This is a genomic window from Streptomyces sp. ID05-39B (assembly GCF_033794725.1).
Classification (GTDB): domain Bacteria; phylum Actinomycetota; class Actinomycetes; order Streptomycetales; family Streptomycetaceae; genus Streptomyces; species Streptomyces bobili.
Genome location: NZ_JARGEF010000161.1, coordinates 1 through 19,325, shown reverse-complemented (window position 1 = coordinate 19,325; position 19,325 = coordinate 1). Strand labels below are relative to the sequence as shown.

The window sequence follows — 19,325 nt, the reverse complement described above, 5'->3', positions numbered from 1 at the left end:
ACCCCGGCCCCGCCCGGCCGGAACGGCACGGCGCCGCGCGGCCCCGCGTCGAGATCCCCGACGCGAGGGACGAGGTACGCGGTCACACCGATGTGTGCGCCCTCGGCAAGAAGTACGGGGGCTGGCGGGCGGGCAGCCCCGAGGCCGTGATCTGCGAAAGCACGTACGGGCGTTGACGCACCCTGGAAGTTCAGCGCGCCCCGACCGCCGGTGCGCTCCTCCGCGCGCGCGGCGGTGGCGAACTGCGCAACCTCGCAACCCCGGACGGCTGCAGGGCACCTCGGCGCTCCGCTACTCGGAGCGGAGGTGGTCCAGCCCGCCCTCCCCCAGCCGCAGCTCCATCCGGCTGATGGCCGCCCGCACACCGTCGCCGTAGGTGTCGTCGCCCAGCCCCCGGGCCGATCTGCGCGCCTTGCGCACATGGGTGCGGGCGGCTTCGGTGCGGCCGAGTTTGACGTAGTCCGCGGCGAGGTTGAGGTGGAGCGAGGGATACAGGGCCCGCACCGCGGGTGCCCGCTCGTGCTCCTCCGCCGCGGTCAGCGCCCGCAGGTCCCAGGCCAGCTCGTCGAACGGGTCGTCCTGGGTGTCGGCGAGGTAGTGGGCGACCGTGCAGCGGTGCAGCGGGTCACCGTCCTCGCCGAGCTCCGTCCACAGCTCCAGCAGGCGGCGCCGGGCCTCCTCCCGGTCTCCCCCGTGGTGCAGCATCACGAGTTGCCCGATCCGGGTCAGTACGGCGTCCTGTGCCGACTGTTCCTGCCGATGCTCCGCCACGAGCCCTCCTTGCGTTGTTGCGACGACGCTAACCGCAGGCACCGGGGATCCCGGTCAGGCGGCACCGGGCCGCCCCGGCGAGGGAGTGGCCCGGTGAGAGTCCGGTCGGGTGAGCGTCAGCCCAGGTTCGGGACCGTCCAGTCGATCGGCTCGTGGCCCTGCCGGGCGACCGCCTCGTTGATCTGCGTGAACGGGCGGGAGCCGAAGAACTTCTTCGCCGACAGCGGGGAGGGATGCGCGCCCTTCACCACGACGTGCCGGGTCTCGTCGATCAGGGGCAGCTTCTTCTGCGCGTAGTTGCCCCACAGGACGAAGACCGCCGGGTCGGGCCGCTCGGCCACCGCGCGGATCACCGCGTCGGTGAACCTCTCCCAGCCCTTGCCCTTGTGCGAGTTGGCCTCGCCGGCCCGGACCGTGAGGACCGCGTTGAGCAGCAGCACGCCCTGCTGGGCCCACGGCATCAGATAGCCGTTGTCCGGGACGGGCGTGTCCAACTCGGCGTGCATCTCCTTGTAGATGTTGCGCAGCGAGGGCGGGATCTTCACCCCGGGCCGCACCGAGAAGCACAGGCCGTGCCCCTGACCCTCGCCGTGGTACGGGTCCTGGCCGAGGATCAGGACCTTCACCCGCTCGTACGGCGTCGCGTCGAGCGCGGCGAAGACCTCCTCGCGCGGAGGGTAGACGGGACCCTTCGCTCGCTCCTCCTCGACGAACTCCGTCAGCTCCTTGAAGTAGGGCTGCGCAAGCTCGTCGCCCAGGACCCCGCGCCAGGTCTCGGGCAGCATGGCGATGTCGGTCACGTCAACGTCCTCCGTCGTGCGGTCACTTCCAGGCCAGAACCTACAGGTGACCACTGACAGCGGGGGCCTCGGTCCGCCTACCAGCTGGTCTTGCGGGACAGCTCCCACACCATCATGATCGTCGACGGGTCCAGGGCCCGCTCCCCGCCGGAGACGTCCTCGTTGGCGGCGATGTACTGCTTGCCCTGCCACAGCGGCAGCAGCCGGGCGTCTTCCACGAGGATCCGCTGGGCCTCCTGGAAGTCCTTCACCACGTTGGCGCGGTCGCTCTTCTCGCGGGAGCGGGGCAGCAGCACCTGGGTGATCTCCTTCGCCGGGTAGGGCGTGCCGAGCGCGTTCTGCTCACCGACGAAGGGGGCGATGAAGTTGTCGGCGTCGGGGAAGTCGGGGGCCCAGCCGCGTCCGAAGACCGGGTACTCGCCCTTCTGGTAGCCCACCACGTAGGTCTTCCAGGGGCGGCTCTTGAGGGTGACCTCGAACAGGCCCGAGGCATCCAGCTGGGCCTTGATCTCCTTGAACTCCAGGGCGGTGTCGGAGCCGTAGCGGTCGGTGGTGTACCAGAGGGTGAGCGGCACCGGGTCGGTGATGCCGTCCTCGGCGAGGATCGCGCGGGCCTTGTCCGGGTCGGGGTCGCCGAAGTCGTCGAAGAAGGCGGTGGTGTGGCCGGTCAGCCCCTTGGGGACCATCGAGTACAGCGGGTCGACGGTGCCCTTGTAGACCTTGTGCGCGATCGCGGCCCGGTCGATGACCTGGGCGACGGCCCGGCGTACGGCGATCTTCTCGGACCACGGGTCCTTGGGGTTGAACACCAGGTAGTTGATGTTGCTGGCGTCGCCCTCGACGAGCTGGAGCCCCTTGTTCTTCTCACCCTTGCTCTCCAGGGTGACGATGTCGTCGGCGGCGAGGCCCTGGTAGGTGATGTCGATCTGCTTGCCCCGCAGGGCCTCGACCATCGCGCCGGAGTCCTGGAAGTAGCGGATGGTCACCGCGTCGTTCTTGCGGTCCGCGGAGCCCTCGTAGCGGTCGTTGCGGACGAGTTCCGCCCGGTCGTTCTCCTTGAAGTTCTTCAGCGTGTACGGCCCGGAGCCCACCACGCCGTCGGTGTCCTCGCGGAGCGCCTTGGCCGGGTAGTCGTCGGGGGCGACCAGCGACATACCGGGGGTGGCGAGCACGAAGGGGAAGGTGGCGTCGGGCTTGTTGAGCCGGAAGACGATCTCGCGGTCGCCGACGGTCTCGACCTTGTCGAGGCTGCCGAGCAGTCCCGCGGGGCCGGTGGGCGCGTTGATCGCCAGGATCCGGTCGAAGGTGTGCTTCACGGCCTGCGCGTCGAGCTTGTCCCCGTTGGAGAAGGCGAGTCCCTCGCGCAGTTTGCACCGGTACGTCCGGCTGGTGTTGTCGCTGAAGTCGCAGCTGGCCGCGTCGGCCTTCGGCTCCGTCGCGCCGTTGGGGTACGACAGCAGCGTCTGGTAGACGTTGCGGAACAGCTCCCAGGATCCGTCCCAGGCGGCGGCCGGGTCCAGCGTGCTGGGAGCGCTGGTGGTGCCCACGACGATCGGCCCGGCATCGTCGGAGCCTTCCTCTCCCAGGAGGCTGCATCCGGCCACCAGGGATATGGACACGATCGCCGCGACCTGCTGCAAGGATCGGTTCCGGTTGAACACGCGCACGCTCCTCGATCTGCCATGCCAAGGGTTGGCAGACCATACCGCAGCGACACGCCGCCTGAACCCGCCCCCTGTGTCACGTTTCTTGATCACTTCAGCGGTGACGACGTTGTCATGACCCTGAGCGACGGCTGTGACGACGAGACGGGCGCCGCCTCCGGTTGTCGGAAGCGGCGCCCGTGTCCCGTCCACGGCAGGGTGATGTCAGGCCACGCCCGCGTTGAGGAACATGCCGCCGTCGACGACGAGCGTCTGACCGGTGACCCAGTCCGACTGCTCCGAGGTGAGGAACGCGGCGGCGCCCCCGATGTCGGAGGGCACGCCCAGCCGGGCCAGCGGGTAGGCGGCGGCCGCCTCGGCCTCCCGGCCCTCGTACAGGGCCTGCGCGAACTTGGTCTTCACCACGGCCGGGGCGATGGCGTTGACCCGTACCCGCGGCGCGAACTCGTGCGCCAGCTGCTGGGTCAGGTTGATCATCGCGGCCTTGCTGACGCCGTAGGCGCCGATGAACGGCGAGGGGGCCAGGCCCGCGACGGAGGCGATGTTGACGATCGCGCCGCCGTTGTCCTTCTGCCAGGCGTGCCAGGTGCGCTGGGCGAAGCCGAGCGCCGAGATGACGTTGGTCTCGAACACCTTGCGGGCCACGCCCAGGTCGAGGTCGGCGATCGGCCCGAACACCGGGTTCGTACCGGCGTTGTTGACGAGGTAGTCGACGCGGCCGAAGGCCTCCATCGTGCGCTCGACGGCCGTCGCCTGGTGGGCCTCGTCGGCGGCCTTGCCGGCGACGGCGATGGCGCGGTCGGCGCCGAGCTTGCCGACGGCCTCCTTGAGGGCGTCCTCGCCCCGGCCGGTGATGCAGACGCGGTCGCCGCGGGCGACGAGCGCCTCGGCGACGCCGTAGCCGATGCCACGGCTGCCGCCCGTGATGAGGGCGACCTTGCCGGAGAGCGGGGGCAGTTCAGTCATGTCCGTGATCCCTGGTCTAGTTGAGCGGTCCGCCGGCGACGTACAGCACCTGGCCGGAGACGAAGCCGGCGGCCTCGCCCGTGAAGAACGCGATCGCGTTGGCGATGTCGTCGGGCACTCCCACGCGCGCCACCGGGATCTGGGTGGCGGCGGCGGCCTTGAACTCCTCGAAGCCCATGCCGATGCGGGCGGCTGTGGCGGCCGTCATGTCGGTGGCGATGAAGCCTGGTGCGACGGCGTTGGCGGTGATGCCGAACTTGCCCAGCTCGAAGGCGAGGGTCTTGGTGAAGCCCTGGAGCCCGGCCTTGGCGGCGGAGTAGTTGGCCTGGCCCCGGTTGCCGAGCGCGGAGGACGAGGAGAGGTTGACGATCCGGCCGAAGCCGGCGTCGACCATGTGCTTCTGGACCGCCTTGGTCACCAGGAACGAGCCGCGCAGGTGCACGTTGAGCACCGTGTCCCAGTCGGAGGCGCTCATCTTGAACAGCAGGTTGTCGCGGAGCACTCCCGCGTTGTTGACGAGGATCGTGGGGGCGCCCAGCTCCGCGACGACGCGCGCGACGGCCGCCTCGACCTGGGCCTCGTCGGAGACGTCGGCGCCGACCGCGATCGCCCGGCCGCCCGCCGCGGTGATCTTCTCGACGGTGTCCTTGCAGGCTGCCTCGTCGAGGTCGATCACCGCGACCGCGCGGCCCTCTTCGGCCAGCCGTACGGCGGTGGCGGCACCGATGCCGCGCGCCGCGCCCGTGACTACTGCGACCCGCTGCTCTGTGGTGGACATTGCTGCTTCTCCTCGCCCTCGAGAATGTACGTCCGTGTGGTGAGCGACCGCCCTGATCACCGTCGACTCGGTGAGCGACCGCTTAGTACCTTCGGCAGACGTGACGCTAGAAGCCTTGGCACCCGGTGTCAACGCCACACGAGGGCGGTGTGATTCATCACCCGGCCCCTCATCTCACCAGGAGGTCCAGCAGACGGCCCGTCTCGGCCGCCGGATCGGTGGTGAGCCCGGTGTGCACGGGCCCCGGCTGGACGACCGTGGAGCGGGGCGCGATCAGCCAGCGGAAGCGCCGCCCGGCGTCGTCCTGGGCCGCCTGTCCGGCCCGCTCGCCGCCCCCGCACACGTCCTCCACGGCGCGCAGTGCGGCACGCACCGCGGCCACGTCCGCCGCCGGGTCCAGCGCCAGCAGCCGGGCCTCGTCGAGGTGGGTGCGGGCCCCGACGTATCCCTGGGCGCGGCAGTAGACGAGCACGCCGGCGTTGATGCACTCGCCGCGTTCGACGCGGGGCACGATCCGCAGCAGGGCGTACTCGTAGACGTCCCGCTCGTTGGCCTCGCTCGGCCTGATGATGTGGCGCTCGTTCACTCGGCCCCCTTGATGCGTTCGTGGATGACGGCGGCGCGCGCGAGGAGGGGTGCCGCGTAGGCACGCCGGAGCGCGTCCGGGGTGTCGAAGCCGGGCTCGTCGGTCAGCCAGGCGTCGGGGATCTCGGCGGTGACCTCGTCGAGGAGGCCGGGAGTGATCCGGGGGGCCAGCCCGGCCGCGGCGGCCGCGATGTCCGGGCGGAACCGGGCCAGTGCGTGGTCCGAGGCGTCGTAGGGGCGGGCCGCGGAGGCCTCGGCGGAGGGCCAGTTGTGGTGCCAGATCATGGTGGCGCCGTGGTCGATGAGCCACAGGTCGCCGCGGTGCATCAGCAGGTTGGGGTTGCGCCAGGAGCGGTCGACGTTGTTGATCAGCGCGTCGAACCAGACGATCCGCCCGGCCTCCGCGCGGTCGACCGGGAAGGCGAGCGGGTCGAAGCCGAGGGCTCCGGACAGGAAGTCCATGCCGAGGTTGGTGCCGCCGCTGGACCTGAGCAGGTCCTGCACCTGCTGGTCGGGTTCGCCGAGACCCAGCACGGAGTCCAGCTCCACGGTGACCAGGCGCGGGACCCTCAGGCCCAGGCGACGGGCGAGTTCGCCGCAGACGACCTCCGCGACGAGCGTCTTGCGGCCCTGCCCGGCGCCGGTGAACTTCAGGACGTAGGCGGCGAGGTCGTCGGCCTCGACGAGACCCGGCAGCGAGCCGCCCTCACGCAGGGGCGTGATGAATCGGGTCGCGATGACTTCCTTGAGCATCGCCCCAGGCTACTGGGGTCGTGAGGACCCTCGGCGACGGACCGACAGCTCCGCGACAGCTGTGGCTTACGCCCAGCTGACCTCGAACGGGTCAAGATCTCGACACTGTCCGAACGGGCTCGACGGCCGCTGAACAGGCGGCGCCCGGGACCCGTACCTCTCGGCAGATCATCAGACCTCCCCCGAAGGGAACCCAGCATGACCAGCGCATCGTTCCAGTCCACCTCGGGACCCGCCCGCCGCACGGTCGTGGCGGCCGCCGGGGTCGCCGGGCTCGCCGTCGCGCTGACCGCGTGCGCAGGCTCCGACGACGACTCGTCGGCTCCGGCCGATACATCCGGTTCCGCGGGCGCGACCGGCGGTTCCGCGGCCGGCGGTTCCGCGTCCGCGAGCACCGGCGGCGGGGCCGCGGCGGGTGCGGCCCTGACGACGACCGCGGACATCCCCGAGGGCGGCGGGAAGGTCTTCGACGACCAGAAGGTGGTCGTGGTGCAGCCGACTGCGGGTGAGTTCAAGGCGTACTCGGCGGTGTGCACCCACTCGGGCTGCGCGGTCAAGAGCATCGCCGACGGGGTCATCAACTGTCCCTGCCACAACAGCAACTTCTCCGTCACCGACGGCAGTGTGAAGAGCGGCCCGGCGACGAAGCCACTGCCCGCGGTGCAGATCACCGTGAGCGGTGACTCGATCACTCTGGCCTGAGACGTTTGCCCGGCCGTGCGAAGCACGCCAGGACCTCGTCCGTGGTCGCGACCGTGGCGACCAGCGCGAGGGTGTGGCGGATCATCGCGGGGGTGTAGTCCGACGGCACCCCCGCGACGGCGTCGGCCGGGACGACGGCCGTGTAACCGCGGTTGACGGCGTCGAAGACGGCGTTGGGGATCGCCACGTTGGCGGAGACACCGGCGACGACCAGCGTGCGGCAGCCGAGGTTGCGCAGCAGGGCGTCCACGTCGGTGCCCTGGATCGGCGACAGACCGTGCAGCCGCCGTACGACGAGGTCCGCGTCCGTGACCTCGATCGGGGGCGCGACCTGGACGGCCGCGGTGCCGGTCAGCTGCCGGACCGGGAGGCGTTCGGCGGCGCGGAACAGGCGCGCGTTGCGGTTCGCCCCCCGGCCGTCGGGGCGGCGTTCGGCGAGGGCGTGGATCACCTGGACGCCGCCCTCGTGCGCGCCGGCCACCAGCCGGGCGACGTTGGCGAGGGCGCCCGACGAGCGTGCCGCGAGGGCGAGTTCGGGCAGGGCGGCGTCCGGGCCCACGACGCCCCGCTGGCACTCCACCGTGAGCAGGACGGTGTGGCGGGGATCGAGCAGTTCACCGAGTTGCCGGGACGAGGACATGGCTCCCCCTGGGGACCGACGCGGGTCGAGTCGGCCGAGGATAGCCACCGTTGCGCGAGCAGGGAAGAAGACTCATCCTGTCCGGGCCGTCCTTTTTTGACGTGCTGTCAGAAATCATCTGGCACGACGTGCGAGAAGCGAAGAGAAGAGGGCTGGATGACCGTCACGCAGCGCAGGGGCCGGAAGATCATGATGTCGCCGGGCGAGGTGAGCGCGTTCCTCACCACCCAGCGCACCTGCCGGGTGGCCACCGTGTCCGCCGACGGCGCCCCGCACGTGAGCGCCCTGTGGTTCCTGTGGGACGGCTCGGCGCTGTGGCTGTACTCCGTGGTGCGCAGCAGACGCTGGAGCGACCTGCGCCGGGACCGGCGGGTCGCGATCGTGATCGACACGGGTGAGGAGTACGACTCGCTGCGCGGCGTGGAGCTGTCCGGCACCGTGGAGTTCGTGGGCGAGGTCCCGCGCACCGGCGAGCTGTGCGCCGAACTGGACTCGGTGGAAACGCTGTTCGCCCGCAAGAACTTCGGTCTGGACGCCATGCCGCACGACGGACGGCACGCGTGGGCGCGGCTGCGTCCGGAGAAGATCGTGTCCTGGGACTTCCGCAAGCTGGGCGAGGTGTAGGCACTCGGGCCGGCGCCGGCCGACGCGGTCCGCCGGCTCAACCGACGTTGTCCGCGGCCGACTTCAGCGCCCCGACCGCCGCCCTGATCGAGGGGCGGCGGTCGGCGTCCGCCCGCCACACGGCGTAGACGTGCCGCCGCAGCCGCTGCCGGAGCGGGACGATGACGATCCCCTCGGGCACCGGGTGCCGCCCGAGCAGCGGGGCGATGCACACGCCCAAGCCCGCGGCGACCAGACCGAGTTGAGTGTGCGTCTCGGCCGCGCGGTGGCCGACGATCGGCTCGACGCCCCGCGAGCGGAGCGTGAACATCAGCCACTCGTGACAGAACTCGCCGTCGCCCCAGGTGATCCACTCGTCCCCGGCGAACTCCCCGAGGTCCACCTCGTCCCGGCCCGCGAGCGGATGCCCGGCCGGCATCGCCACGTCGGCGGGATCGTCCAGGATGGGCGCCTTGACCAGCCCGTCCGGCACCGGCATCGGCTTGTTGTACCAGTCCAGGACGACGGCGAGGTCGAGGTCGCCGCGGATCACCCCGGCGATGCCGTGCTCCGGCTCCAGTTCGCAGGAGCGCACACGCAGCCCGGGGTGCTCCTCGCGCAGACCGGCGAGCGCGACGGGGAACAGCCCGCGCGCGGCGGTCGGGAACGCAGACAGCCTCAGCTCCCCCACCACCTGCCCGCGCTGGGCCTCCAGGTCGGACTGGGCCAGCTCGACGTGCGAGAGGATGCGGGCCGCGTGATCGGCGAGCAGCCGGCCCGCGTCCGTGAGCCGTACGCCGCGCCCGTTCTTGGCGAGGAGTTGCTGGCCGACCTCCCGCTCCAGCTTGGCCATCTGCTGCGAGACCGCCGAGGTGGTGATGTGCAGCCCCGCGGCGGCGCCGCTGACCGAGCCGTGCCGGGCGAGGGCGTCGAGGGTGCGCAGGCGCTCCAGGTTCAACATGGAAGCGATGCTACGAGACGTCTAAGCGTTGCTACGAGGTATTGCTCGCACATTCTCGCTTGTGCTACGAGGTGTTTCTCGGGGACGGTGATGACCATGACCACCGCCGCCGCCTCAGCCACCCCCTCCACCGGTTCCGCCTCCGTGGCCACCGGGCCGTCGACCGGCCCCCGTCGCGCTCTCGACTGGCGCCTGCGCTTCGGGCTCCTCTCGCTGATCTGGGGCTTCAGCTTCCTGCTCATCAAGGTGGGCACGCAGAGCTACGCGCCGTTCCAGGTCACGCTCGGCCGGCTGGCGTTCGGGACGGCGGTGCTGGCGGTCGCGATCGCGGTCAGGCGGGAGCGGCTGCCGCGCGGGGCACGCACCTGGGCCCATCTGACCGTCGCCGCCCTGCTGCTGAACGCGCTGCCGTTCTCCCTGTTCGCCTACGCGGAACTGACGATCCCGTCCACCCTGGCGGGCATCTGCAACGCCACCTCGCCGCTGTGGGGCATGGCCCTGTCGCTGGTGGCCCTCTCGGAGGACCGGCCCACCCGGGTCAGGGTCGCGGGCCTGGGCCTCGGCTTCCTCGGCGTGCTGACGGTCCTCGGCGCCTGGCAGGGCTTCAGCGGACTGGACGCCCGCGGCACGACCCTGGCCCTGCTGGCATCGCTGAGCTACCCGATCGGCTGGATCTACGTACGCCGCACCCTGGCCGGAAGCGGCGGCTCGGCCCTGTCGATGACCGGCGCGCAGCTGTTCCTCGCCACGCTCCAACTCGCGGTCGTCACGCCGGCGTTCACCACGTTCCCGACCCGCTTCCCGCTCCTGCCGCTGCTGGCGATCGCCGCCCTGGGCGCCCTGGGCACCGGCCTCGCCCTGCTCATCCAGTACGGCCTGGTCACCGAGGTCGGTCCGACGACGGCCCAGATGGTCACGTACTTCATCCCGGTCATCGCGACAGCCGCGGGCGTGGCCCTGCTCGGCGAGTCCCTGACCTGGTCGACACCGGTGGGAGCGGTGATCGTCCTGGCCGGAGCGGCACTGACCCAGGCCCGGCGCAAGGCGTAGCCACGGGCCGGCGGCACACCGGAAGAGGGGCGCGGGCCGATCACCGAGGCCGCCGGACCCCGTATCCCCGTCCAGCGCCCGAACCTCATGTCCCCGTCCAGCCGCCCGAACCCCGTGTCCCCCGCTACACGAACCCCCTTCCGCCTCCCACCCGCACCGCTGAGGCCACCGCGTCCGCCAGTGCCCCCACCTCGTCCTGCGCCAGCGTCGAGACGGTGATCCGGATGCCGGGCGGGGCCCCGAGCCGGAACCGGGCGCCGGGGGCGACCGCCCACCCCGCGTGCAGCAGCCGGGCCACCGCCCCGGTCTCGTCGGGCACCGGAATCCACACGTTCATCCCGCTGCGGCCACGCGCCTCGACCCCCCGCTCGGCCAGTGCGGCGATCAGTGAGTCCCGGCGCGTCCGGTACGCCCGCGCGACCGCTGGGGTGTCCACCGCGCCGTCGGTCCACAGCCGCGCCACCGCCCGCTGGGTGATCCGGCTGACCCAGCCGGGCCCGAGGCGCTGTCGTCCACGGACCCGGTCGAGGGTGACCTCGTCGCCGGTGAGGACGGCGAGCCGCAGGTCGGGGCCGTAGGCCTTGGCGACCGAGCGGACGAAGGCCCAGTGCCGGGTGACTCCCGCGAGGGGGTGCAGGGGCAGGTCGACGATCCGGTGACCGTGGTCGTCCTCGATGAGCAGGGTGCCGGGGTGCCGGCGCAGCACGGCCCGCAGGGCGCGCGCGCGTGCGGCGCCCACCGCGGCGCCGGTCGGGTTCTGCGCACGGTCGGTCACGATGAGGGCGCGGGCGCCGCTCTCCAGGGCCCGTTCCACGTCCTGCGGCAGGGGCCCGTCGTCGTCGACGCCGACCGGGACCGTGCGCAGCCCCAGCGCCGGGACGAGGTCGAGGAGCGAGCCCCAGCCGGGGTCCTCCAGGGCCACCGTGTCGCCGGGCTTGAGGTGTGCGGCGAGCACTCGCTCGATGGCGTCCAGCGAGCCGGAGGTGACGGCCACCGGCCCGGCCGGCACCCCGTCGGCGTCCAGCTCGGCGCGGGCCGCCCGCGCGAGTTCGGGCTCGACGGGATCGTGTCCGTACAGGACCGGTTCCCGGTCGCCCTGCTCGGCGGCCCAGGCGAAGGCCGGCCCGAGCGCGGGCAGCAGCGCGGTGTCCGGGTTGCCCGCCGAGGCGTCCCGCACCCCCGCCGGAACCTCCACGCGGATGAACTCGCGCCCGGTCGTGGCCGGCCTGGACCGCACTCTGCTGCCCCGCCGGCCGTCGGTCTCGATCACCCCGCGCTCACGCAGGGTGCGGTAGGCGGCCGCGACGGTGTTCGGGTTCACCCCCAGCCGCTCGGCCAGCTCGCGCATCGGGGGCAGCGGTTGGCCGGGCGCCAGCTCGCCGGCGCCCACCGCCTGCTCGACGCTCGCGGAGATGTCGGCTGCGCGCCGTCCTGTGATCCGATACTCTCCTAGCACAAAGTCGATTATGCACTAGTGCAATGGAGAACGCCATGCAGGGGACCACACAACCGCAGGGGACCGCACAGCCGGCGACGTCACCCCCCGCCTACACGCCCACCGACCGCACGGTCCCCACCCGGTCCGCACAGAAGGCGTCGTACGACAAGGACCTGGTGCACGCGATACTCGACGAGGGCTACGTCTGCCACCTGGGCTTCGTCCGCGACGGCGCGCCGGTCGTGCTGCCGACGCTCTACGGCCGGGTCGGCGAGACGCTCTACGTCCACGGTTCGACCGGTTCGCGTCCGCTGCGGATGACCGGGCAGGCCGACCCGGGACTGCCGGTGTGCCTGACGGTGACGCATGTCGACGGACTGGTGCTGGCCCGCTCGGCCTTCCACCACTCGGTCAACTACCGCTCGGTCGTCGTGCACGGCCTCGCCCACGACGTCACCGACCCCGAGGAGAAGCTCGCGGCGCTGGACGCCCTGGTCGACCACGTCGTCCCCGGCCGGGCCGCCGACTCCCGGCCCGCCAACAAGAAGGAACTGGCCGCCACCGCGGTCATCCGCATCGACCTGAACGAGGTCTCGGCCAAGACCCGCACCGGCGGGGTGAACGAGGAGCCCGAGGACCTCACACTCCCCCACTGGGCCGGCGTCGTCCCCCTCCGCAAGGGCTACGGCACCCCGCTCCCCGAGGCCGACCTGCTCCCCGGCACGGCACTGCCCGCCTACCTCGGGACGCTGTGATGCTGATCCACCCCTGGGACGCGCCCCGCGACGACGCCGAGTGGCAGCACTGGCTGGCCGTGCGCGACTTCGGCCAGCTCGCCGTCAACGGCCTGCCCGGCGACCCACCGTGGGTGCAGCCCCTGCACTTCGCCTACGACGCCGACCGCGGCGAGGCCGTCACCCACCTCGCCCGGCCCAACCCCCTGTGGGCGGCGCTGGAGGCCGACCCCGAGGTCGTGCTGAGCGTGGTCGACGACTACGCGTACATACCCGGCCCCTGGCAGGCACCTCCGGACGCACCGCCCGAGCACGGCACCCCGACGAGTTTCTACGCGGCGGTCCAACTGCGCTGCACGGCCCACCCGGTCGACGACCCGGACGCCAAGGCCGCCCTGCTGAACCGGCAGATGGGCCACTTCCAGCCGGAGGGCGGCTCCGCCCGGGTCGCGGCGGGCGAGGTGCCGTACGGCCGTCTGCTCTCCGGGATCCGGGGGATCCGGCTCGAAGTGAGCGGCGTGCGGGCCAAGTTCAAGTACGCCGGCCACCGGCCCGCCGAGACCAGGGAGCGCATCGCCGCCGGCCTCGACGCGCGCGGCGGTCCGGGGGACGCGGCAGCCCGCGAGCACCTGCTGCGGCGCGGGCCCGCGCTCTGACCGTACGACGGCGGCGCCCGGCGCGTCCGCCGGGCGCGGCTCCGCGCAGGGCCCGCCTCAGGTCGCCGTGCCGCGCGCGGACAGCTCCCGCTCGGGGCTGCCGGCGGCCACCGGGTCCGCGGAGCCCTTGGCTGGGGTCGACGACTGGGCGATGAACGCGCCCAGCAGGACGATCGCGCCCCCGACGATCTGCGGCGCCGAGAGGTGCTCGCCGAGCAGGACCCAGGCCAGGACGGTCGCGATGACCGCCTCCAGGCAGGCCACCACCCCCGCCACCTGCGGGGAGAGCCGGCGCACCGAGACCACGCCGGTGACGTAGGCGACGACCGTGGCGATGAGCACGATCCAGCCGAGCAGCAGCCAGGCCGGGACGTCGGTGCCGTCCATCGCGGCGGAACGCGCGAGCACCGGCCAGTCCATGGTCCAGGGGCGGGCGACGACCGTGAGGACGACCGCGCCGACGAGGAGGCCGTAGGCGATCACGCCGAGCGGGTCGGGGGCGTCGTCGCCGGAGTCGCTGCCCTGGTCGGAGAGGACGAAGTAGCCGACCTGGCAGCAGGCGGCGGCCAGCGCCAGGGCCAGGCCGAGGGCGTCGAAGTCGAGCCCCGACCAGACCTCGACCACGCAGGCGAGCCCGCCCACCGCGAGGACCACACCGAGCGCGGCGGCCCGCGTCACCGGCCGCCGCTGCACGAACCGCACCCAGCCGAGCACGAGAGCGGGCGCCAGGTACTCGACGAGCAGGGCGACGCCGACGGGGATGCGGGAGATGGAGGCGAAGTAGAACGCCTGGACGCCCGCCACACCGAGCAGTCCGAACCCGGCGAGCAGCGCGGGACGGCGGCGCACCAGCGCGCGGTGGCGCACCGCCAGCGGCAGCATCACCAGGGCCGCGCCCGTCACCCGCAGCCACACCACGTGCAGCGGGTCGAGTCCCGCCTCGATCAGCGGCTTCGCCGCCACTCCGGACCCGCCGAAGGCGACGGCCGACCCGATCGCCAGAGAGAGCCCGATGCCCTTTCCGCGACTGACCTGACTGCTCACAGACGTATGCACCGGCACATGATGACAGGCGAGGACATGACCGTCACCCCCGTTGACACCTGTCTCGGCGGCTGGACGGGAGGAGCCGGGCCGCACCGGTCAGGGCGCGTCGTCCTCCTCGGCGTGTCCGGCGAGGCCGTCCTCGATGCGGGCGCACACGACGAGGGGGTCGATGCCGGCCCGGCCCAGCACCTCGACGGCACGGGTCTGCGGGTCGGCGAGGACGGCGGCCAGCAGATCGACGCCACGGGCGATGTCGCCGTGGGCGGGCCGGCCCGCGTCCGGGGCGTGAGGTCCGGGGCGCCCGGCGGCCCGCACGCGCGCGTGCCGCAGCGCGCTGGAGGCGAGCGGCGAGAAGCCCTCGACGGTCGTCACGACGGGCACGGCGCCCGAGTCCTCCACGCCGCCCTGCCAGCGCAGGCCGTAGCCGATGCTGCGCTGGACGAGGTAGCCGAAGAGGCGGGCGAGCTGCGGACCGCTGTCGAAGGCGGCGCGCGCCTCGGGGTCGTTCTCCAGGAGGGAGTGCAGCAGGTGCGCGGTGTCGATCTGGCGGTCCCCGTCGCGCACGGCCCGCCGTCGCGCGCCGTCGACCGCCGCCGCCAGCTCGGCACTGAGCCCGGCGTCGTCTTCCATGGCCCGGAACGCGTGGTCGCGAACCGGCTGCCGGGGGATACGGGGTGGCACATCTCCCACCCCATCAGCCCCGGCCGACCGGGTCATCCCCGGAGGGAACCATCTTCGCGTCCCACACAGAGCGGACGAGGAGGGCCGGAATCTCCTCCTTGGGGATGAGATCAGGCCGTTTTCGCCCTAGGGGCGCGCGCCGCCTTGTCCCGCGCCCTCGGGGCAACCGCGGGCGCCCGCCGTCACGTCCCACGGACATGGAGAGCGGGTGCTGGCTGGTGGCTCTGGCCGCGGTCGACGGCAGACAGTACGTGTACCGGGTGTACGCCCCGGAGGACGCGCTGCCCGCCGATCTGTTCTGGGAGGCCTGGCACTGTCACGACGAGGGGCCGTTCCCGCGCGCATGGGACCTGTTCGACGCGGCGGAGATTCAGCGGGTGAACCGGTCCGGCAGCGGGCGACGTCTCTGACGTTCGCGTGACTGACGGTCCGCGTATCCGACGGTCCCCGTTGCTTCTGACGGTCCGCGTATCCGACGGTCCGCGTCTCTTCCGACGGCTCGCGTTTCTGACGGTTCGTCAGCCTTGAATGTTCGCGCCGCTGCGGCTACGTTCCGCGGACCGCAGCCCGAGTCGCCGGACACGAAGAGGTGGTCGCATGGCCGAAGTCAGCGCGGAGGCACGCATCCAGGCACCGGCCGGGAAGGTGTGGGCACAGCTCACGGACTGGTCCGCGTACGGGGAGTGGAACACCACCCACACCAACTTCCCCCAGGGCGGCCCGAAGGCGCTGGAAGTGGGCGCGACCTTCCAGGAGAACATGAAGCTGATGGGCTTCCCGGCCGAGGTCGAGTGGACCGTGGAGGAACTCGAACCTCTGCGGGTGCTGGCCATCCGCGGCAAGGGCCCGATGGCGGTCGCCCTCGTGACCCGCTACACCCTGACGCCCGACGGCGACGCGACGGACGTGCGGATCGACGGCGAGTTCACGGGCGCGGCCGTGTCGCTCATGGCGGGCAAGCTGAAGGACTCGGCGACGGCCGCCCTCACCGAGTCCCTGCGCAAACTGGACGGGCTGGCCTCGACGACGGCCTGAGCGGGCGGGACGACGGAAGGGCGCCCCGCCGAATCCTCGGCGGGGCGCCCCCACTCGTCGTGCCGTACGGCCGTCAGCCCTCGTCGGCGAGGATCAGGTACAGCTTCTTGCGGGCGTCGTTGATGACGGTGAGCGCCTTCTCGCGCTGTTCCTTGCTGCCGGTCTTCCAGACCTGCCCGAAGGCCTCCATCAGCCCGAAGCCGGCCTGCCGGATCTCACCGAGGGCCTCCCAGTCGACCCCGCGGGAGGCTTCCTCCCAAGGGGCCTCAGGACCCTCCTCGGCCGCCGTCCGGCCCGCGTCGGTGAGCGAGAACAGCTTCTTGCCGCCCTCCGACGCACTGCTGATCAGACCCTCGTCCTCCAGCAGCTGGAGGGTGGGGTACACCGAGCCGGGGCTCGGCTTCCAGGCGCCGCCACTGCGCTCGGCGATCTCCTGGATCATCTCGTAGCCGTGCATCGGCCGGTCCTTCAGCAGAGCCAGGATCGAGGTCCGCACGTCACCGCGCCGCGCCCTCCCCCTGGGTCCGCCCCGGCCTCGACCGCCCCAGGGCCCCGGTCCGAACCCCGGCCCGAATCCGGGCCCGAAGCCTCCCCCGGGACCACCGGGGCCACCCGGCCCACCCGGGCCGAAGGGCCCGAAAGCCGCCCGCATGCCCTCGAAGCCACCCCGGCCGCGCCGGGCGAAGCCGTCCTGTCCATGTCCACGCTCGTATCCGTGGGTACGCATCGCCATGACTCCATTCAGTCGGTCGCTGATCGATCGCGATGCGTCAACGATATATCGGTACTGTTCGGATGGCAAGGCCCGTTCTTGTCCGACGGCTGACCTGGGACGACGAGGGCCGACGAGGGCCGACAGCGAGGTCTTGGCATCGACACGTGGTCGCCGGACCTCGCAGGGCTCGGCGCTCAGCAGCCGGCCGACAGTCGGTCAGCCCGTCAGCCGGCCCAGCGGCTGCCGCGCTGCGAGCCGGAGCGGTCCCGTACACACTCCGCAGGTGCACTGCCGGCTCTTCTCGGCCTGCTCACGCCAGGGCCGGCTCGCGTGGGGCGAAGGAGAACATCTCGTCGCCCTCGGGCTGGACCACGCCGCAGCTGCCCTCCGGAACGGCGTTCCAGGCGCCGGGGAGGTCACCGAGGGGCTCGGAGACGATGAGTCGGGTCGCGCCGGAAACCTCCCGAAGGAACGCCAGGTCGGGATGGAGGTCCCGCAGGGTGTCCACACGGGTGCTGTAGAACAGCGAGCGTGAGGCCTTCTGGCTGGAGTAGCGGAAGCCCCACAGCCGTTCCCCGTCGGTCACGGCGAGCGTCATCTGGAGCGGGAACTCCACTCCGTGCTCATGGCCGGTTCGCTCCACCAGGCCCGCCATGCGGGCCACGGCGCCCGGCGGGTCCTGCTCCAGGCCGAAGGTGAGGGCCAGGTAGAACATCATCTCGGAGTCCGTCGAGCCCTCCATGTCGAGGAACAGATCCGGGTCGACGGCCAGCGCGAGGTCCCGCCGCATGCGGTGGAACTCGGCGATCGCGCCGTTGTGCATCCACATCCAGCGGTCGTGGCGGAACGGATGGCAGTTGGTCTGCTGCACCGCGGACCCCGTCGAGGCGCGGATGTGGGCGAAGAAGAGGGGGGACCGGACATGGCCGGCGATCTCCCGCAGATTCCGGTTGCTCCACGCCGGGCCGATGTCACGGACGATCGCCGGGGTCCGCAGGTCCGGCCTGTACCAGCCGACCCCGAAGCCGTCGCCGTTGGTCGTCTCGACCCCCATTCGGGAGTGCAGGCTCTGGTCGATGAGTGAATGGGCCGGCTTGTAGAGGATCGTCTCGAGCAGGACGGGCGTACCCGAGTAGGCGAGCCATCGGCACATCGTGCGCCGCCTTCCTGGCCGTTCGGACGCGCGCGGGCGGCGGACGGCCGCCCGCGCGCAGGGATCGCTAGCGCAGCGAGGCGGTGTCCGACCGCGACACGCACAGCCCCCAGATGACGAACCCGGCGAAGGCGATCGTCACGACGGACCACACCGGGTAGTACGGCAGGGAGAGGAAGTTGGCGATGACGATGAGTGCCGCGATGGCCACCCCGGCGACGCGGGCCCACATCGATGCCCGGAAGAGTCCCAGGCTGACGAGCACGGCCACCACTCCGAGCGCCAGATGGATCCAGCCCCAGCCGGTGAGGTCGAACTCGAAGACGTAGCTGCGGGTTGTGACGAAGACGTCGTCCTCGGCAATGCCCATGATGCCGCGGAAGATGTCCAGGATCCCGGAGAGCATGAGGATCACTGCGGCGAAGACCGTGAGCCCCTGCGCCCAGTGCTGCTTGGCGGTCCCGGTGTGCGAAGTGTGAGTCGCGCTCATACCGTCGCCTCGATTCGGTGTCGTGGATGATCAGCGGCCGTGGGCAGGCGTGGAGGCCATGGGCCGGGGCGGGGCAGGTCGGGATCGGTTCCTTCACGCGCCGCGCGATCTGCGCCCGCGACGATCCTGACCGCCCGCCCTCCGCAAGCCCGGCCGTGGCGCTCACCGCCACTTCTCGTCACGCCTTGGGCAACGCTCCCTCCAGCATCCCAGCGTCCCGGCGTGTGCGCGCGGTGAAGGGTCGCGGCGGTGGCGGACGGCGCCCGCACGCAGCACCACAGGGTCAGGCAGCCTGACGGGCGCGCCCCGCCCTCGCCTGTCCGCGGGCCTCCGCCTCGCGGAGCCGACGTCCGCGGCGGGTGAGCCCCCAGGGCTTGAGGACCGAGACGACGGTCATGAAGAGGTAGGCGGACAGGGACACGACCGGCCCGAACAGGACGTCACCGGCGTCGGGGAGCGTCCCGCCCGCGGCCACGGCGGTGACCGCCGCGTTCACGCCGGGGCGCAGCGCGAGGACGGTCGCGGTGGTCGTGGCCAGCGTCAGCCAGAACTTGGTGAACACCCAGCGGTGCCGCGCGAGTCCCCACGGAGTGCCCAGCGACAGCACCAGGCCGCTGAGGAGCGTGAGCGCGGCGACCGGCAGCAGCAGCCAGTCCGCGAACAGCTTCATGGCCCGGACGGACGCCTCGACGGTCGCCGTCGACCCGCTGGTGGCCGCGGCGGTACCGAGCGCGAGCAGCCCGAGCGTGAGCCCGAGCCAACTCGCGGAGGCGGCGACATGGACGACGAGGTTGGCCCGGCGCGCCGGGCGGGTCAGCTTCACGCCCACCACGCTGCCGGTCGGCGCCGCCCTGGTCGTCCCACGGCGGGAGCAACCCGGCGTACCGACACGGGCGTACGCGACAACCGGCACGGACGTACGGCGACGACAGCCCGGTGATCCGTCCCCGGCGGAGGTCACCGACCAGACATCCGACACCCGGGCGGACCCCACCACCCAGCCACCTGCCCCCGACGCAACCCACCACCCGGCGGCCGCCTGCCCCCCGACGGCCACCCGCCTCCCGACGCAACCCACACCCCCACCCGACCACCCCCCCCCC

The 19,325-nt window shown here is 72.2% G+C and carries 23 protein-coding genes; 7 read left to right on the top strand and 16 right to left on the bottom strand.

What is annotated here, in order from left to right:
• Positions 1-291 precede the first annotated feature (291 nt).
• From P1P75_RS28155 to P1P75_RS28125, 7 genes are all read right to left on the bottom strand, one after another.
• On the bottom strand, positions 292-771 hold the full coding sequence (locus tag P1P75_RS28155) for a hypothetical protein (protein ID WP_086767788.1): 480 nt from the start codon (positions 769-771) through the stop codon (positions 292-294).
• Between the two features lie 116 nt (positions 772-887).
• Positions 888-1,571, bottom strand: coding sequence for a uracil-DNA glycosylase (gene ung / locus P1P75_RS28150; RefSeq protein ID WP_319260456.1), 684 nt, complete (start codon positions 1,569-1,571; stop codon positions 888-890).
• A 77-nt stretch (positions 1,572-1,648) separates the two neighbouring features.
• Positions 1,649-3,232 carry an ABC transporter substrate-binding protein gene (locus P1P75_RS28145; protein ID WP_319260453.1) on the bottom strand — a complete coding sequence of 528 codons (1,584 nt, stop codon included), beginning with the start codon at positions 3,230-3,232 and terminating at the stop codon, positions 1,649-1,651.
• Positions 3,233-3,439: 207 nt separating this feature from the next.
• Positions 3,440-4,201, bottom strand: coding sequence for an SDR family oxidoreductase (locus P1P75_RS28140; protein ID WP_319260449.1), 762 nt, complete (start codon positions 4,199-4,201; stop codon positions 3,440-3,442).
• Between the two features lie 16 nt (positions 4,202-4,217).
• Positions 4,218-4,979: a 3-oxoacyl-ACP reductase FabG gene (gene fabG / locus P1P75_RS28135; protein ID WP_086767796.1), complete on the bottom strand. Its 762-nt coding sequence runs from the start codon at positions 4,977-4,979 to the stop codon at positions 4,218-4,220.
• Positions 4,980-5,148: 169 nt separating this feature from the next.
• Positions 5,149-5,565 carry a DUF3037 domain-containing protein gene (locus tag P1P75_RS28130; protein ID WP_319260446.1) on the bottom strand — a complete coding sequence of 139 codons (417 nt, stop codon included), beginning with the start codon at positions 5,563-5,565 and terminating at the stop codon, positions 5,149-5,151.
• On the bottom strand, positions 5,562-6,317 hold the full coding sequence (locus tag P1P75_RS28125; RefSeq protein ID WP_319260442.1) for a HipA family kinase: 756 nt from the start codon (positions 6,315-6,317) through the stop codon (positions 5,562-5,564). Before P1P75_RS28125 ends, P1P75_RS28130 begins: the two co-directional genes overlap by 4 nt.
• A 198-nt stretch (positions 6,318-6,515) precedes the next feature.
• Between P1P75_RS28125 and P1P75_RS28120 the strand changes: the two genes are divergently transcribed.
• The gene (locus tag P1P75_RS28120; protein WP_319260439.1) at positions 6,516-7,019 is read left to right on the top strand and encodes a Rieske (2Fe-2S) protein; all 504 of its coding nucleotides are present in this window, start codon (positions 6,516-6,518) and stop codon (positions 7,017-7,019) included.
• Here P1P75_RS28120 and P1P75_RS28115 read toward each other — a convergent pair.
• Complete coding sequence (locus P1P75_RS28115) at positions 7,006-7,659, bottom strand: cysteine hydrolase (protein WP_319260436.1); 654 nt, start codon at positions 7,657-7,659, stop codon at positions 7,006-7,008. The two genes, P1P75_RS28120 and P1P75_RS28115, sit on opposite strands and share 14 nt — an antisense overlap.
• A 156-nt stretch (positions 7,660-7,815) precedes the next feature.
• On the opposite strand from P1P75_RS28115, the gene P1P75_RS28110 reads away from it, so the two are divergent.
• Positions 7,816-8,283: a pyridoxamine 5'-phosphate oxidase family protein gene (locus P1P75_RS28110; RefSeq protein WP_319260433.1), complete on the top strand. Its 468-nt coding sequence runs from the start codon at positions 7,816-7,818 to the stop codon at positions 8,281-8,283.
• Positions 8,284-8,320: 37 nt separating this feature from the next.
• Here P1P75_RS28110 and P1P75_RS28105 read toward each other — a convergent pair whose 3' ends face one another.
• Positions 8,321-9,223: a LysR family transcriptional regulator gene (locus tag P1P75_RS28105; protein ID WP_319260430.1), complete on the bottom strand. Its 903-nt coding sequence runs from the start codon at positions 9,221-9,223 to the stop codon at positions 8,321-8,323.
• 96 nt (positions 9,224-9,319) lie between these two features.
• Here P1P75_RS28105 and P1P75_RS28100 point away from each other — a divergent pair, with 96 nt between their 5' ends.
• Entirely contained in the window at positions 9,320-10,273 is a 954-nt protein-coding gene (locus P1P75_RS28100; RefSeq protein ID WP_319260427.1) for a DMT family transporter, read from the top strand.
• A gap of 124 nt (positions 10,274-10,397) precedes the next feature.
• Here the strand turns inward: P1P75_RS28100 and P1P75_RS28095 are convergent, their stop codons facing one another.
• Positions 10,398-11,729: an aminotransferase class I/II-fold pyridoxal phosphate-dependent enzyme gene (locus tag P1P75_RS28095; RefSeq protein WP_319260424.1), complete on the bottom strand. Its 1,332-nt coding sequence runs from the start codon at positions 11,727-11,729 to the stop codon at positions 10,398-10,400.
• Positions 11,730-11,764: 35 nt separating this feature from the next.
• Here P1P75_RS28095 and P1P75_RS28090 point away from each other — a divergent pair, with 35 nt between their 5' ends.
• Positions 11,765-12,466: a pyridoxamine 5'-phosphate oxidase family protein gene (locus P1P75_RS28090; RefSeq protein WP_319260421.1), complete on the top strand. Its 702-nt coding sequence runs from the start codon at positions 11,765-11,767 to the stop codon at positions 12,464-12,466.
• Positions 12,466-13,101 carry an FMN-binding negative transcriptional regulator gene (locus P1P75_RS28085; protein WP_319260418.1) on the top strand — a complete coding sequence of 212 codons (636 nt, stop codon included), beginning with the start codon at positions 12,466-12,468 and terminating at the stop codon, positions 13,099-13,101. Before P1P75_RS28090 ends, P1P75_RS28085 begins: the two co-directional genes overlap by 1 nt.
• Before the next feature lie 57 nt (positions 13,102-13,158).
• Here P1P75_RS28085 and P1P75_RS28080 read toward each other — a convergent pair whose 3' ends face one another.
• Both P1P75_RS28080 and P1P75_RS28075 read right to left on the bottom strand, forming a co-directional pair.
• Entirely contained in the window at positions 13,159-14,163 is a 1,005-nt protein-coding gene (locus P1P75_RS28080) for a DMT family transporter (protein ID WP_319260415.1), read from the bottom strand.
• Positions 14,164-14,244: 81 nt separating this feature from the next.
• A complete protein-coding gene (locus P1P75_RS28075; protein ID WP_319260412.1) occupies positions 14,245-14,778 on the bottom strand; it encodes a Clp protease N-terminal domain-containing protein in 534 nt (177 codons plus the stop codon).
• Positions 14,779-15,026: 248 nt separating this feature from the next.
• On the opposite strand from P1P75_RS28075, the gene P1P75_RS28070 reads away from it, so the two are divergent.
• The gene (locus P1P75_RS28070) at positions 15,027-15,239 is read left to right on the top strand and encodes a hypothetical protein (RefSeq protein ID WP_319260409.1); all 213 of its coding nucleotides are present in this window, start codon (positions 15,027-15,029) and stop codon (positions 15,237-15,239) included.
• A gap of 187 nt (positions 15,240-15,426) precedes the next feature.
• Positions 15,427-15,864, top strand: coding sequence for an SRPBCC family protein (locus tag P1P75_RS28065; RefSeq protein WP_319260406.1), 438 nt, complete (start codon positions 15,427-15,429; stop codon positions 15,862-15,864).
• A gap of 73 nt (positions 15,865-15,937) precedes the next feature.
• Here P1P75_RS28065 and P1P75_RS28060 read toward each other — a convergent pair whose 3' ends face one another.
• The 4 genes from P1P75_RS28060 to P1P75_RS28045 all read right to left on the bottom strand — a co-directional run bounded on the left by P1P75_RS28060 (position 15,938) and on the right by P1P75_RS28045 (position 19,045).
• Entirely contained in the window at positions 15,938-16,591 is a 654-nt protein-coding gene (locus P1P75_RS28060) for a PadR family transcriptional regulator (RefSeq protein WP_319260403.1), read from the bottom strand.
• Positions 16,592-16,889: 298 nt separating this feature from the next.
• The gene (locus P1P75_RS28055) at positions 16,890-17,732 is read right to left on the bottom strand and encodes a class II glutamine amidotransferase (RefSeq protein ID WP_319260401.1); all 843 of its coding nucleotides are present in this window, start codon (positions 17,730-17,732) and stop codon (positions 16,890-16,892) included.
• A 67-nt stretch (positions 17,733-17,799) separates the two neighbouring features.
• Positions 17,800-18,222: a hypothetical protein gene (locus tag P1P75_RS28050; protein ID WP_086765827.1), complete on the bottom strand. Its 423-nt coding sequence runs from the start codon at positions 18,220-18,222 to the stop codon at positions 17,800-17,802.
• Between the two features lie 283 nt (positions 18,223-18,505).
• The gene (locus tag P1P75_RS28045; RefSeq protein ID WP_319260398.1) at positions 18,506-19,045 is read right to left on the bottom strand and encodes a DUF2269 domain-containing protein; all 540 of its coding nucleotides are present in this window, start codon (positions 19,043-19,045) and stop codon (positions 18,506-18,508) included.
• Positions 19,046-19,325 lie beyond the last annotated feature (280 nt).